Raw genomic sequence first — 14370 nt, 5'->3', positions numbered from 1 at the left:
ATATGAATGCCTGGAAAAAGAAGCTGCACCGGATGTCTTCGCTCAGTTTACGAGCCAAAATGATACTTATTTTCATGTTGTTGATTTTTATCCCGCTATCCGTGCAAGGATTGGTTACGTTTGTCGATTTTTCCGCCACCATTCAGCAGAGAACGGCCGATTATTCCGTCCAGATCGTCGGTCAGATCAATCAAAATCTGGATCGGACGCTTATGGAAATGCAGCGGGTATCGCTTATACCGCTCTACGATACGAAAGTAACGTCTATTTTGAAGAAATACGCCGAGTCCGGCCCCGACTACGCCCGCACCCGCGCGGCGTTCGAGGACGCGGAGAAAATGTTCCTCCATATCTCCGGACTGGCCTACAACAGGCCCGAGGTGAAAGGTATCCAGATCATCGCGGACAACGGCATCGTCTTCAGCAATGTCGATTCCACGTCCATCTATTCCTACATCGACATTTCGGACAGCGATTGGTACCGGCAAGCGAAAAAGGCGGACGGCGCTTGGACGCTCATTCCGCAGCACGAGCCGGCCTATTATATCGACAGCCGTCCGCAGCCGTATTTTTCGGTCGCCCGCCTGCTGAAGGAACCGGGTACGGGCAAACGAATCGGCCTGATCAAGATCGACATCAAGCTTGACCTCTTCCGGCAAATATTGCGGAACGTCCGTTTCGAGGAAAAAGGCGGCCTGTATGTCGTTAACGAAAAAAATGAGCTTGTCTTCGAGGAACGATACGGAGGCTCGGAGCAAATAGCCGCTTCGTTCGACCGTGCCAGACAGGATCTTCCCAACGGGAATTCTACCTTGAATATGGATATCGCGGGCGAGAAATATTTGACGATCGTCGATTTTTCCGACTATTCGGGATTAAAAGCGATCAGCTTCATCCCTGTGAAATCGCTGTTGAAAGAATCGAACCATTTGCGCGATTTTACGATGTTGATCGGCTTGGTCTGTCTGGCCGCCGCCTGTATGCTGGCCGTATTGTTCTCGTACCGGCTGAGCATTCCGCTCGTTCGCCTCAAGAAAAAAATGCTGATGGTCGAACGGGGGCATTTCGATCAGAGCGTGCCTGTCGAGTCCCATGACGAAATCGGGCAATTAAGCCGCGGCTTCAACCGGATGACGGAGGAAATCAACCGGCTCGTCAATGAAGTGTATTTGCTGCGATTGCGGGAACAGGAGGCGGAACTGTCTGCCCTGCAAAGCCAGATCAATCCCCATTTCATATACAATACGCTGGAATCGGTCAATATGATGGCGATCGAGCAGCGCGTGTACAACATATCCGATATGGTGACCGCGCTCGGCCAAATGCTTCGTTACACCGTCGGCAAATACGACCGTTTGGTTTCCGTGGAAATGGAAGTCCAATCCGCCGCCAGTTATGTGCAAATTCAAAAATTGCGGTACGGGGATCGGCTGCGCGTCGTCCTGGATATCGAACCGGCCGCCGCTTCCTGCCTTATGCCGAAACTGCTTCTGCAGCCGCTGGTGGAGAATGCCATTTATCACGGCATCGGCGAACTTGAGCATGGCGGCACGATATGGATTTCCTGTGTCCGGTTCGAGGAGAGCTTGCTGCTGACCGTCCGGGACGACGGCAAAGGGATGACGGAAGAAGAAATCAAACGATTGAAAGCGTCGATCGAGGAACCGTTCGGTCATGGCGAAGAGACGAACAAGCTTGCGCTGCGCAATATCCATCAAAGATTAACGCTTATGTTCGGAGAACGGTATGAACTGGATATAGACGGCATCCCGGGAAGCGGCATGGCGTTTACAATAACAATTCCCGTCATTGGAGGTAAGTCGGATGTACAAAATATTGCTCGTTGAAGATGTGGAAGGCATTCGCCGGGGCATCAAAAGCCTGATCGGCCAAGTAACCGAACATTTTACCGTCGTCAAGGAGGCGGAGAACGGAAAGGAAGCGCTCGAGTATTTATCGGTCGATCTGCCCGACGCGGTCATTACCGATATCCGGATGCGGGAAATGAACGGACTCGTCTTCATTCAAAAATTAAAGGATAAATATCCGCATATGCCTGTCCTCATTATTAGCGGATACGGCGATTTCGAATACGCCCAGCAAGCAATCCGCTACGGCGTTTCCGATTATTTGCTGAAACCGGTCGATCGGAAAGCGTTCGTGACGGCTCTGGAACGGATTTACGTCCGGCTCTCCGGCCGGCCTTCCGCGCCGCTAAGGGACGAGAGCGCGGCGCAGGACGGGACGGCGGATAAATCGGCCGACGGCAAACGATGGATCCGCAAAATTAAAGAGTATGTGCAGGCGAATCCGGAAGGAGATTTAAGCTTGCAGACGCTCTCGGAACTCGTGCATTTGAACCCCGCCTATTTGAGCCGATTGTTCAAACAGGAAACGAAGTCGAACTTGTCAGACTATATTACCGAAGTTCGCATCGAACGGGCGAAGCATCTGCTGCTGCAAACCGAGCTCAAAATTTACGACATCGCCCGTTTATCGGGATACCAGAGTCCAAAGCATTTCATGCTCGTGTTCAAGCAGCAGACCGGGCTCTCTCCAACCGCCTATCGGGAACAAGGGTAAACATAATGGAATGCGGTTAAAAAAATTGTAGTAAAAAAATCGAACCAAATGTAAAAATGACGCAATTTCTCCGAGATAGCGCTTACAATACAATAGTTTCTGTAAGCCATTACATGAACAGGGGGAGTACAGAAATGAAGAAACTTTGGATCTCATTGTTGTCGGTGATCCTGGTTTTGATTGCGGCGGGATGCGGCGGCAACGCCGGCCAAAGCCCGAACGAATCGAAACCGGCGGACAGCGGCAAACAAGTCGAACTGAAATTTTTGACCTGGGGAAATCAGGCGCATCTTGACGTATACAACGGATTGGCCGATGAATTCACGAAGCAGAATCCGAACATTAAAGTGACGATCGATTCGGTGCCTTTCCCGGACTATCAGCAGAAGATTTCGGTGCTTGCGGCCGGCAAAGAGCTGCCTGATGTGGCCTGGATGTCGGAACGGATGGTGCCGCAATTTATGGAAAACGGTATCTTCGCGGACGTATCCGATTTTGCCAATGACGCCGAATTCGGCATGGACGATTTCATTCCTTCCACGCTCGAATTGTTCCGCGAGAACGATAAACTGTACGGCATTCCATTCTCGACGCCGCCGTCCGTTATGTTTTACAACAAAACCGCGTTCCAGAACGCCGGGCTTACGCTGCCGAACGAGCTTGCCAAAGAAGGCAAATGGACTTGGGACCAATTCGTGAAGGATGCCAAAACCTTGACGAGCGGCACGGGCGCAAATAAAACATATGGCGCGAATTTCTTCCGCGATTGGAAAACATGGATCGTACTGTCCTCGTACTCCTGGTCGAACGGAAGCGGACCGTTCAATAAAGAGATGACGGAATTCACCTGGGACGATCAATACGGCCTTGAAACGTTGAAAATGCTGCAGCAAATGATGTTCGTCGACGGCTCCCACCCGAAAGCGGGCGAGCAAATCAGTTTCGAATCCGGCAAAATCGGCATGTTCTTCGACGTATACAGCTATGTGTCCAAGGCGCGCGAAATCAAAGATTTCGAATGGAGCATCGCGCCGATGCCGTCCGGTTCGCAAGGTTCCGTACCGATGCTGGGCCAAGCGGGCTACGTCATATTCAAAGACAGCAAGCATCCGGAAGAAGCGAAGAAGTTCCTGAAGTTCCTGGCGAGCAAAGACGGAATTCAGAAAACCTCCACGTTCTTCGTGCCGCCGCGCCAAAGCGTGCTTGAGTCCGACGAATTTATGAAACAGCCGAACAACCCGGCACCGGAAGACATTAAGCAGGCGGTCATCGACGAGATGCCGAAAGCAAGATTGCAGCCGGGACATATTCAATGGCAAAAAATCGATACGGAAATCTTGTTCGGGTTCGACCAATTGTTCGGACAAATCGCCGAACCGGAGCAAATCGTCAAAACGATGGCCGACAAAGTCGGGCCGCTGTTATCCAAATAATAACAATCGCGACGGTTCGACGTATGCTCGAACCGTTGCTTTCTCAGGAGGAATGACATAATGAATCGTTTGCGCCAGGCGCTGCAATCCGATAAGCTGCAACTGTTCGTCAGCCTCCCCGCGAACGACGCGGCTTTAGCGAGAGCAGCCGTACAAGCGGGGGCCGACGGGCTTAAGGTGCATATTCGCGCCGACCACCGGGCGAGCGGCAATCGTTTCGGCCCGCTGGACCAATACCGGGACAGCTTCCTTGAAATCCGCTCGATGTTCGGCGGCCCGCTCGGCATCGTACCGGGAGATTCGATCGACGGCGTTCAAGCCGACGAAATCGCCGAGCTTGCGGACATCGGCATCGATTTCTATTCCATCTACGCGTTCCACCTCCCGTCTTTCCTGTTGAAAGACCATGGAGTGGCCCGCACGTTCGCCGTGAACGATACGTTCGATTTGAAGCTGACCGCCTCCGCTTCCGCTTTCGGCATGGACGCGCTGGAAGCTTCCGTCGTCCCCGGCGCCGAATACGGAACGAAACTGAGCTTTGCGGATTTGCTCAAATACCGGTGGCTCGTCGACAATGCCGGCGTTCCGGTGATCGTTCCTTCGCAGCGCAGGATCGTCGCCGACGATATACGGCCGTTCATGCAATGCGGCATTAAAGCGCTGCTGATCGGCTCCGTCGTGACCGGGAAAACGGCGGACGAGATCGCGAGAGCCGTTTCGGCGCTGCGGAATGAGATTGACAAGTGAGGATGATTCGATGACAAACCAAATTCGTTCCCGCAGAAGAAGCGCCATACGGCGAGAAATCAACGTTACCGGCTGGCTGTTCGTGTCGCCGATGGTAATCGGATTTCTGCTGCTGCTCATTATTCCTTTAATTATGGCGTTTTATATGAGTTTGACCGATTGGCCCCTGCTCGGCGACGCGTCATTCGTCGGCGCGGACAATTACCGGACGATTGTGGGCGACGCGGAATTTTGGAAAGTGCTCGGAAATACGTTCTATTTCGCCGCAGGCCTTGTGCCGCTGAATATCGCGCTGGCGCTGCTGCTAGCGCTGCCGCTCTCCAAAAATTTGCCCGGCATGGGCATATTCCGTACCGCGATTTTCGTGCCCGTCATGACTTCGCTCGTCGTATGGTCGATCGTCTGGAAATATATGTTTGCCACAGACTCCGGGTTCATCAACCAAATATTGCAATTGATCGGCATTCAAGGCCCCGCGTGGCTGTACGATCCGAAACTGGCCATGCCGGCCGTTATCGTCACTAGCGTGCTGAAGAACGTCGGGCTGAATATGGTGCTCTTCATCGCGGCGCTGCAGCAAGTTCCGGCCCAATTGTACGAAGCGGCGCGGATCGATGGCGCCGGAAAATCGAGAATGTTCTTCAATGTGACGATTCCGATGATTTCGCCGACGATCTTTTTGACCGTCATACTGACCATCATCGGATCGCTGAAAGTGTTCGGGCAAATTTACGTCATGACGCAGGGCGGCCCCGGCGGCAGCACGAAGGTGCTCGTCTATTACATTTGGGAAAGAGCCTTTAAAATGTTCGAGTTCGGCTACGCGTCCGCGGTCGCTTATATTTTGTTCGCTATCATTTTCGCGTTCACGTTGATTCAATGGCAGCTAAGAAAGAGGTGGGTATTCCATGAAAGCTGATGCGGCTCCGATGACCGGGTTCGGCGGCAAACGAAGCAAGCTGGCGCGGATCCGGCCAAGTCATCTCGTCCATTACGGCATACTGTTGCTAATCTCGATCGTGATGCTCATCCCTTTCTTATGGATGATTTCCACATCGTTGAAAGAACCGGCTAAAATTTTCGTATTTCCGCCGGAATTCATACCTTCGCCCGTCCGTTTCGAGAACTATATCGAAGTGCTGCGGACGATACCGTTTCATCTGTTTTATTTCAACAGCGTTTATATCGCCGCCGTCGTGACATGCGGCACCATCTTCTTCTCGTCGCTGGCCGGCTATGCGTTCGCCCGCATTCCGTTTCAAGGGCGCAACCTCGTCTTTCTCGCGTTGCTCAGCACGATGATGATCCCGACCGAGGTAACGGCGATTCCGATGTTTTTGTTCATGCGCGAAATCGGCTGGATCAATACGCATATGCCGCTGATCGTCTTGCCGATCTTCGGCGCGGGCGGCGTGTTCGGCGTCTTCGTGATGCGGCAGTTCTTCCTCGGCATTCCGAAGGAATTGGAGGAAGCCGCCATGATCGACGGTTGTTCACGGCTCCGCATCTATTGGCGCATTATGCTGCCGCTGGCCGCGCCTGCGGTTGCGACGCTGACCATCTTCACGTTCCTGACAAGCTGGAACGACTTCTTCGATCCGCTTATCTTTATTAGCGACCGTAAATTGATGACGCTGCCGCTCGCATTGTCGCTGTTCACCGACGAAGCGGGTACGGCGTGGCATCACTTGATGAGCGCCTCCGTCATGGCGACGGTTCCGCTTTTGATCGTCTTTTTCTTCGCGCAGAAGCAATTTATCGAAGGGGTCGCGATGACCGGATTGAAAGAATAATCATACATGTAGGAGGCTAATCATGAACCAAACGATTGAAGCCGATGTAGTCGTTGTCGGAGGCGGGCCTGCGGGGATTAACGCGGCCATCGCCGCCGGCCGTCAAGGGGTCCGTACGGTGCTGATCGAGAGGCACGGCTTTGTGGGCGGCATGTCTACGGCCGCTTCCGTATATCCTTGGATGACGTTTCATACGGAACAAGGGGAACAAGTCATTCAAGGTATTGCCCAGGAAATTGTCGACCGGTTGATGCAGGCGGGCGGCTCGCCGGGCCATCTTCGCGATACGGTCGGATTTGTCCATACCGTCACGCCGTATCATGCCGATATATTCAAAGTGCTCGTGCTCGACATGTTGAAAGAAGCCGGCGTACAGCTATTGGTCCACAGTTTCGTCGATCGGGTCATTGCGGAAGACGGCCGGATCCGCGCGGTGGAAATAACGGGCAAGTCGGGCCGGATCGCCATTCGCGGCAGCGTATTCGTCGATACGTCGGGCGATGCCGATCTCGCCTATTTGTCCGGCGCGCCGGTCTTCAAAGGCCGCGACGGCGATCACCGTACGCAGCCGATGACGATGAAATTCCGGATGAGAGGCGTCGACTTGGGGCGCGTTCGCCGGTATATGATCGAGAATCCCGACAATTTTTACCGCAAAACGCCGATCGCTGAGCTGGACAAAATTCCGCTTACCGGCGTGCAAGGATTTTACTCGCAATGGAAAGAAGCGAACTTGCCGATCAACCGCGATCAGGTGCTGTTCTTCACCGGACCGGCCGACGACGAAGTGCTGGTCAACTGCACCCGGGTGCAAGGCTTGGACGCGACGAACGTGCTTGACTTGACCCAAGCGGAGGAAGAAGGCCGCAGGCAAGTATTGATGATGGCCGAATTTATGCAGAAGAAGCTGCCCGGATTCGAACGGGCGTCGATCTCTTCTGTCGGGACCCAGATCGGGGTGCGCGAGAGCCGCCGGATCGACGGCTTGTACCATTTGACGATCGAGGATGTCGTGGAAGGCCGGAAATTCGACGATGTCATTGCCCGCAGCGGGTATCCGGTCGACATTCACGATCCGACGGGCAAAGGCGTGAAGGCGGCATGGATCGGCGGCGACGGCGCGTACGATATTCCATACCGCTGTCTCGTGGCCAAAGAAATCGACAACCTGCTGGCAGCGGGCCGCTGCATTTCCACCACCCACGAAGCGCTGGCGACGACCCGCCTGACGCCGAGCTGCATGGCGACAGGCCAGGCCGCGGGCACGGCGGCGGCTCTTGCCCATAAGCGGTCCGTCCGGGCCGCCGATGTGGACGTAGCGGAACTGCAGGCGGAATTGTTGAAGGAAAACGCCTGTTTGCGCTAAGGCAAGATGTACAGTCGTCTGGCTGCGCAACAGAGCATTTTTTCCTGTGCCGGGGCTGAACGGAGTCATCTACCCGTTCTGGAGCTGCACCAGGTCAGTTTCTACATCGGGGCTGCGCAAGTTGTATACAATACAACTTGTCGTGGGGTTCAAAGGCGGGTTAGATCGCTATGTTGCATTTTATGCAGCATAAACGCCGAATATATAGCGAGATCACCCGTTCTGACCCTGTCATGTTGTATATACTGCAACATAGGCATCATAAATCGTGCGGAATGGGCCGCTACGTTGCATTTTATACAGCATAGACGTCGATAAAATGGCAAGACGGCCCGTTCTAGTCCTGTCATGCTATAAATTCTGCAATGTAGACTGTAGATCGGCTAGCCCCCCTAATTCCGGAGTCTTGCCCTACAATAAGTAGAGGCGAGGTACGGATTCGCATAGCGGGGGACGGCAGAGGAGGGACAGCGCTCTCGACGGATGGTTAGTTTCAAAAACCGGCGCTAATATTGCCGATACCTTCTCCTCAACCTGATTACATGGAAAATCTACCGCTAATTTCTCCGAAATGGACATTTTCGCCGAACTGCACGAAATTAGCTCCGGAAAATGCCGATAATTGAAAAGATCTCGATCAACTCAACTAATGAAAGGTATTTTTTCCCGCTAACAAGATGCAGCAGCCGCTCCAAGCAATCCGCATCCGCCCGTGAGCCAGTCCGATTGCCCGTACTTTAGCGCCGTCGAAATCGTTCGCCGGAACAAAAAACAGCTGTCTCCCCGGGACGTTCCTCCCTGGGAGAGACAGCTGTTTACCGTTAGTTTTGACCGTATTTTTCCTGCAGCTCATTCAGCAATTCTTCCACGCTTTTCTTGCCGCCTTTGAAAATAATTTCTTCCACGCCCTTCACCAAATCGGCGTTGAAGCTTTTCGTTTGCTCCGGATAAGCGAACGGCATGCCCGCTTTCTCCATATTGTCGAATACCGGCTTCAAATCCGGATATTGCTCCAAATATTTCGGCAACAGCGAGGATACCGCCGGCGAATACCCTACCGTTTCGATCGCGCTGAGTTGCGCTTCGTCGCGCAGCGCGTAGTCGATGACTTTCATCGCCGCTTCTTTGTTTTTGCTGCTTTGCAAAACGGACAATCCGTGCGAATAGGCGCTTTGGGCGTCAACCGTTCCTTTCGGCATCGGCAGCGCGATCAATTTCAACTCGGGATTGGCTTCTTTCAAATAACCGACATACCAAGGACCGCTTGTGGACATTGCGCCCTTCTCCTTCGCGAACACTTCCCCGTCCCACGGCGCCCCGACTTCGATCGGCGCGATCGCGACATTATGCTTCAGGAACAGGTCGACGAAGAACTGTACGCCTTGAATATTTTCCGGGGAGTTGATCGTTTTGCCGAAGTTCCAGTCCCCGCCAAACGCATGAACGTATTGCGTAATGTGGAACGGATCGATGCTGCCGACGATTCCCTTCATGCCGTCATTCGTCATCGCTTTCGCCAATTCCACCACTTCGTCCATCGTTTCCGGGTATTTGGAAATGCCCGATTTATCGAACAGATCTTTGTTGATCGACATCATGGAAGTGGACGAATCGTACGGAATGCCGTAAAGTTTGCCGTTGTCCGTCCAGCCTTTGTATAGGGATGCCGAGATCCGGCTTTTGTCGAAACCGACTTTATCGATCAATTCGTCGAGCGGTTCCAATACGCCTTTGGCGATATATTCATAGTTTCCTTCATCGGACATAGCGATAATATCCGGACCTACGCCCGCGGCAATCGCTGCAGGCACCGCTTTCCAGAATTCGTCGCTCGTCGGATATTGCTGCAGCTTCACCTTGAGGCCGGGATATTTTTGCTCGATGCCCTTCACCATGAATTCAAAATTTTTCTGCTCGGCTGCGTTCGCCCAATACGCCATCGTCACTTCAGCCGATTCTGCCGGCTGCTCCGGTTCTTTTGCCGGTTCCTGCGCCTCGCCCGACGGTTGGCCCGTTTGCGAGCCGTTTCCGCCGCCGTCCGATTTCGATCCGCATGCTGCCGTAAGCCCGATCAGCAGCATACAGCAGAGCAGAAGAGTTAACGCTTTTTTCATCTGCCTTTTCCCCTTTTTGTTCGAGTATTCGCCGACGAATGTTCGGCGTACTTTCATCATAAAGAGGATCGCTCCCCCGAAAAACAGAAGATCTTTACTTCGCGCCGAATATTTTTACGTCGGCTATAGGGTATGTTTGCGGAATTCGTTCGGAGGATGGCCGTATATTTTTTTGAAAGCGATATAAAAATTGTCCGTGCTTGTAAACCCGACCTTCTCGGCGATTTCATACGTTTTGAGCGTGCTGTTTCTGAGCAATTCAAGCGATTTGTTCACCCGGTACTGATTAATGTACTGGATCAGCATCATTCCTGTCTGCTCTTTAAATAACCGGCTTAGATACGAACTGTTCAGATCGACATAGTGCGACAGCTCTTCCAACGTCAACTCTTCGTTATAATGCCGGTGAATATATTCGAGCACCATCCGCACCTTATAATTTCCGGATTGGGCGGCAGCGCATTTGCGGTTTTGCACAAGCTCGGCTTCCCGCTGCAGCAGATCGAAAATTTGCCGTAACGTATCTGCTTCCGTAAATTGTTCGATTTCGGGAAATTCGGGCGATTCGGAAACCGCCCCGGTCGTATAAACTTCATGCAAGCTATAGTGAAGATGGATCGCCGTACGGATCGTGTCCGTGCGCGAAAGCTCCCGTTTCTCGCGAATCCGTTGATGCAACCGTTCAAGCGACGCGCGCAAGCCGTCCCAGCGCTCCTCTGCGATATCCTGCTTCATCAGCCGGACCATATCGGTTTCAATCTGCGTAGGAGCGTCGTTAACCGCCTCGGTTGCAAGGTTTTGGAAAAACGAAACGCCGGCTGCTCCTTCGTAAAAATTGGCGGCGGCTGCTTGGGAACTTTCCTTGCAGGCGGCCGGAATATCGAGCAGGCTGCCATGCGGAGCGCTGACGCCGAAACTGACGGTAACGTTCAAGAATTGCTTCAATGCGGTTTGAACGGATTTGATTAATTCCCATTGCTCGCCGTATATCTCTTGCGAGCTTCGCAGCTTGGAATACGATTTCAAAATAACGAACCGCTTGTCGTCGGCTTGATAAAATTCGATCTCCTCGTATTTGCGGAATATTTCGTTCAATATGTTCTGTATCGAAAAACCGAGCAAATACTCCATGTTTTTTTTATATCTTTTCTTTACTTTCGCAAATTGATCGACCGTCATCGCCATACAGCACACATTCGGCTGCTTAAGGCCAATGTCGTACAGCCGTGTCTTTTCTTCCACTTCCCACGCATGCCGCACGGCGCCGGCCGCCCATTCCTTAAAAAACAAAGCTTTCATGTTCGGCTTGATCCGTTCGACGTTATGCTTTAAACTTTCCATTTCATGCGTCCGTTTCCGCTCGCGCAAGATCGCCTCGCGCGCCCGCAGCATCGTTTCGAGAAGGCATGCGGCGCTCTGGCTCGGCTTATGGATATAATCGAAGGCTCCAAGCCGCATCGCTTCCCGGACATAATCGAATTCGTTGAAGCTGCTCAAGATGACGATTTTGGGCATTTCCTTCCCTTCGCGCAGCCGCTTCATCACTTCGAGACCGTCCATAATCGGCATTTTAATATCCAGAAATACGATATCGGGCTGCAATTCGGCAATTTTCGCGAGCGCATCTTCGCCGTTGGAGGCTTCTCCCGCCAGTTCAAACGCATGGCCCTCCCAATCGATGGACGTTTTCAAACTCATTCTGACGAAAGCTTCGTCGTCGACAATCAACGTTTTCATCTCGTTAACCCTCCTTCTCCCGCGGGGAATCGGCGTGCGCCAGAACGGGAATGCGTATCGCAACGACCGTGCCTTCGCCGGGCGAACTGTCGATGTTCACGCCGAACGCCGGGCCGAAATGAAGCCCGATGCGCTCCGTCACATTGCGAACGCCGATCGAATTCATGCCTTTCTTGCCCTTGCCGCTTTCCTTCGATAATCGCCGGATTTGCGCTTCGCTCATGCCGGCGCCGTTATCGCGGATCGTGAACTCGACCGCGCCGCCCTTCTGCCGCACGGAGACGATAAGTCGGTATTTGACGGGATTTCCGGCGGCGAAGCCGTGGAATACCGCATTTTCCACGAACGGTTGAACGATAAATTTGAGCGTGCGATAGTTCAATACCTCTTCCGCAATATCATACTCCGCCTCGAACGTATTAAAATAACGCAATTGCAGCAGAGAGACGTAATTTTTAATAAACGAAATTTCTTCTTCGATCGAGACGAATTGCTGCGTATTCTGCGTCGAGAACGTCAGCAGCCGAATGAACGAATCCAGCGTTTCCGTAATGTTGTCCGCCATCTGCGCTTGCGCCATCCATTTTACGACCGACAAGGTATTGTAAATGAAATGGGGATTGATCTGCGTCTGCAGCGCGTTCAATTCGGCGCTCCGTTTCCGCCCTTCTTCCTCCTTGATGCGCCCGATCAAGCTCTTGATCTCGCTTGTCATCGCATTGAAGGAACGGCTAAGACGCCCGACTTCGTCCCCGCTCTTCACGTCGACGGTCACGTTGAAGTTCCCCTGCTCCACCTTTTTCATCATCCGGCTCAATTTCATGATCGGATTGGAAATGCTGCGGGAGACCAGATAAGCAACTATGAACGCAACGACGATTAAAATCACTACGATCATGGCGATAAAATTGCGGATCGAGTATACTTCGTGAAACAGCTTGTCTTTATGGATGACCGTATAAAATTGCCAACCGCTGACTTGGGAAGCATTATGAACGATATAATACTTCTCGCTCCCCTCCAGGCTTGCCGGGTTGAAGGTGCCGGAAGGGTACCGGCTCAATGCGGCCTGAAATTGTTCGTCCACTTCTCCCGTATGCGTGCTGAACAGAATCGCTCCGTTCTCGTCTACAATGATTTGTTCCGCTTCCGGACCGGACTTCAAGCCTTGGTACAGTTTTTGCAGCGCATTCTCGCGAATATGAATGAGAAACACGCCCAACTTCCGGTTTGTCGTCGGGTCGACGATGACCCGGCCGACCGTCAGGACGTATCGCTCCGACGAACTCACTTGCTTCTCCGGGTGAAGCCCGACGACAACGGGAGCGCCTTCTTTGCTTACAATGTATCGAAACCATTCCTCTTCGTCCGGCTTGTATTCGTAATTGTAAATGACCTGATATCCTTTGCGGTAAGCTACGTCGTTATTGTTGGGATAAATGACCAGCGAATCGATATCGTCGTTAAACAGCAAAATATTGCGAAAAAACGAATCGTTCACGAACTTATAGTCTTTCGCTTTTTCATAGACCGGATATTCGTAACTGTCGTAATCCTTGGCCAAAATCGCGAGCAGTTCCTGATCGTAAAACGGCGCGCCGGACGTTCGCAGCATGTTTTGCAGGAAGGCGTCCGTATTCGTAATCATTTGCCGATTCAGTTCCGTAAAGGAATTCACGATCCGTCCTTCCAGAAAAGAAATGGAATAATAGTACGATATGAGGCTGATAAAGATCAGAGGCACGATAATGAGAAGAACATAAGTCAAAAACAATTTTTGATTGATGCTGCGATCCTTCATTGTTATTCGCCGCAACGCGCCCGATCCCCCATTCGATAGCCTTAATAGAAAAGATCATTGGCTAAGGAAAGTGTTTCCTCAACCAATGATAGCACAGGTTTCCCCCGCTTTTGATCAAACTTTAGACTTAATCCGATATAATTCGACAATTTTCTCGAAATTCAGTTCCGCGGTACCGGTAACGATCAGATCCGCTTCCTTCATCGCTTCGGGCGTGCCGACGCCGACGGCGAACATGCCTGCGCCGCGGATCGCCCGAATGCCCGCCTCCGCATCTTCCACGCCGACGCAGCATGCCGGCGTTGCCTTCAGGTCGGCCGCCGCTTTGAGGAATATTTCCGGATCGGGCTTGCCCTTCGCCAGCAGGGCAGGGTCGACGACCGTGTCGAAATAATGCCCGATTTGCAGCTTCGCTAGAATCGTTCCGGCGTTGCGGCTGGCGGATGCAAGTCCGATTCTCATCCCCGCTTCGCGCACGTCGCGCAGCAGTTCCGCGATGCCGGGCAGCAGATGGTCCGGGGTAATGCCTTCGATCAATTGCGTATAATGATCGTTCTTGCGTCCCGCCATCGCTTCTTTCTCGGACCGGGAGAGGCGGTCCCGCATCCCGCCGCGCTCCAGAATGAGCTCCAGCGACTGCATCCTGTCGATTCCTTTCAGACGTTCGTTGAACGTGCGGTCGAACGGAATGCCGAGTTCCCGCGCCAGAAGCCCCCATGCCTGGTAGTGGTGTTCGGCCGTATCGGTAATCACGCCGTCCAGATCGAAAATAAACGCTTTAACGTCCATGCTCAAC

General features: G+C 52.7%; 11 protein-coding genes. 7 read left to right on the top strand and 4 right to left on the bottom strand.

The annotated features are described in order from the left end of the window. Positions 1–2 precede the first annotated feature (2 nt). The 7 genes from LQ229_RS09040 (at position 3) to LQ229_RS09010 (ending at position 7922) form a co-directional block, all read left to right on the top strand. The gene (locus tag LQ229_RS09040; protein ID WP_230191517.1) at positions 3–1847 is read left to right on the top strand and encodes a sensor histidine kinase; all 1845 of its coding nucleotides are present in this window, start codon (positions 3–5) and stop codon (positions 1845–1847) included. Further along, the gene (locus LQ229_RS09035) at positions 1825–2583 is read left to right on the top strand and encodes a response regulator (protein WP_216540529.1); all 759 of its coding nucleotides are present in this window, start codon (positions 1825–1827) and stop codon (positions 2581–2583) included. The genes LQ229_RS09040 and LQ229_RS09035 overlap by 23 nt, the downstream gene beginning before the upstream one ends. A gap of 134 nt (positions 2584–2717) precedes the next feature. Then, positions 2718–4016 carry a sugar ABC transporter substrate-binding protein gene (locus LQ229_RS09030; RefSeq protein ID WP_216540528.1) on the top strand — a complete coding sequence of 433 codons (1299 nt, stop codon included), beginning with the start codon at positions 2718–2720 and terminating at the stop codon, positions 4014–4016. A 60-nt stretch (positions 4017–4076) separates the two neighbouring features. Then, positions 4077–4763, top strand: a complete 687-nt coding sequence (locus LQ229_RS09025; RefSeq protein ID WP_216540527.1) for a hypothetical protein — start codon at positions 4077–4079, stop codon at positions 4761–4763. 10 nt (positions 4764–4773) lie between these two features. Next, positions 4774–5682, top strand: coding sequence for a sugar ABC transporter permease (locus LQ229_RS09020; protein ID WP_216540526.1), 909 nt, complete (start codon positions 4774–4776; stop codon positions 5680–5682). 103 nt (positions 5683–5785) lie between these two features. Then, entirely contained in the window at positions 5786–6556 is a 771-nt protein-coding gene (locus LQ229_RS09015; protein ID WP_230191564.1) for a carbohydrate ABC transporter permease, read from the top strand. A gap of 22 nt (positions 6557–6578) precedes the next feature. Then, positions 6579–7922, top strand: coding sequence for an FAD-dependent oxidoreductase (locus tag LQ229_RS09010; protein ID WP_216540525.1), 1344 nt, complete (start codon positions 6579–6581; stop codon positions 7920–7922). A gap of 821 nt (positions 7923–8743) precedes the next feature. On the opposite strand, the gene LQ229_RS09005 is transcribed toward LQ229_RS09010, so the two are convergent. The 4 genes from LQ229_RS09005 to pgmB all read right to left on the bottom strand — a co-directional run bounded on the left by LQ229_RS09005 (position 8744) and on the right by pgmB (position 14363). Beyond that, positions 8744–10036 carry an extracellular solute-binding protein gene (locus LQ229_RS09005; protein WP_216540524.1) on the bottom strand — a complete coding sequence of 431 codons (1293 nt, stop codon included), beginning with the start codon at positions 10034–10036 and terminating at the stop codon, positions 8744–8746. Positions 10037–10159: 123 nt separating this feature from the next. Further along, positions 10160–11773, bottom strand: coding sequence for a response regulator (locus LQ229_RS09000; RefSeq protein ID WP_216540523.1), 1614 nt, complete (start codon positions 11771–11773; stop codon positions 10160–10162). A gap of 4 nt (positions 11774–11777) precedes the next feature. Beyond that, the gene (locus LQ229_RS08995; protein ID WP_230191516.1) at positions 11778–13574 is read right to left on the bottom strand and encodes a sensor histidine kinase; all 1797 of its coding nucleotides are present in this window, start codon (positions 13572–13574) and stop codon (positions 11778–11780) included. A gap of 114 nt (positions 13575–13688) precedes the next feature. After that, a complete protein-coding gene (gene pgmB / locus LQ229_RS08990; RefSeq protein ID WP_216540542.1) occupies positions 13689–14363 on the bottom strand; it encodes a beta-phosphoglucomutase in 675 nt (224 codons plus the stop codon). Between the last annotated feature and the right edge of the window lie 7 nt (positions 14364–14370).

It is taken from the genome of Paenibacillus sp. CECT 9249 (genome assembly GCF_918697855.1).
In the GTDB taxonomy this organism is placed as follows: Bacteria; Bacillota; Bacilli; order Paenibacillales; family Paenibacillaceae; genus MSJ-34.
This window is presented reverse-complemented; position numbering and strand designations above follow the sequence as displayed.

Excerpts from the sequence above, each read along its gene's own strand:
- LQ229_RS08995 (WP_230191516.1), bottom strand. The coding sequence starts at position 13,574 with ATGAAGGATCGCAGCATCAATCAAAAATTGTTTTTGACTTATGTTCTT.
- LQ229_RS09010 (WP_216540525.1), top strand. The coding sequence starts at position 6,579 with ATGAACCAAACGATTGAAGCCGATGTAGTCGTTGTCGGAGGCGGGCCT.
- LQ229_RS09030 (WP_216540528.1), top strand. The coding sequence starts at position 2,718 with ATGAAGAAACTTTGGATCTCATTGTTGTCGGTGATCCTGGTTTTGATT.
- LQ229_RS09000 (WP_216540523.1), bottom strand. The coding sequence starts at position 11,773 with ATGAAAACGTTGATTGTCGACGACGAAGCTTTCGTCAGAATGAGTTTG.
- LQ229_RS09020 (WP_216540526.1), top strand. The coding sequence starts at position 4,774 with ATGACAAACCAAATTCGTTCCCGCAGAAGAAGCGCCATACGGCGAGAA.
- LQ229_RS09040 (WP_230191517.1), top strand. The coding sequence starts at position 3 with ATGAATGCCTGGAAAAAGAAGCTGCACCGGATGTCTTCGCTCAGTTTA.
- LQ229_RS09005 (WP_216540524.1), bottom strand. The coding sequence starts at position 10,036 with ATGAAAAAAGCGTTAACTCTTCTGCTCTGCTGTATGCTGCTGATCGGG.
- pgmB (WP_216540542.1), bottom strand. The coding sequence starts at position 14,363 with ATGGACGTTAAAGCGTTTATTTTCGATCTGGACGGCGTGATTACCGAT.
- LQ229_RS09015 (WP_230191564.1), top strand. The coding sequence starts at position 5,786 with ATGCTCATCCCTTTCTTATGGATGATTTCCACATCGTTGAAAGAACCG.
- LQ229_RS09035 (WP_216540529.1), top strand. The coding sequence starts at position 1,825 with ATGTACAAAATATTGCTCGTTGAAGATGTGGAAGGCATTCGCCGGGGC.
- LQ229_RS09025 (WP_216540527.1), top strand. The coding sequence starts at position 4,077 with ATGAATCGTTTGCGCCAGGCGCTGCAATCCGATAAGCTGCAACTGTTC.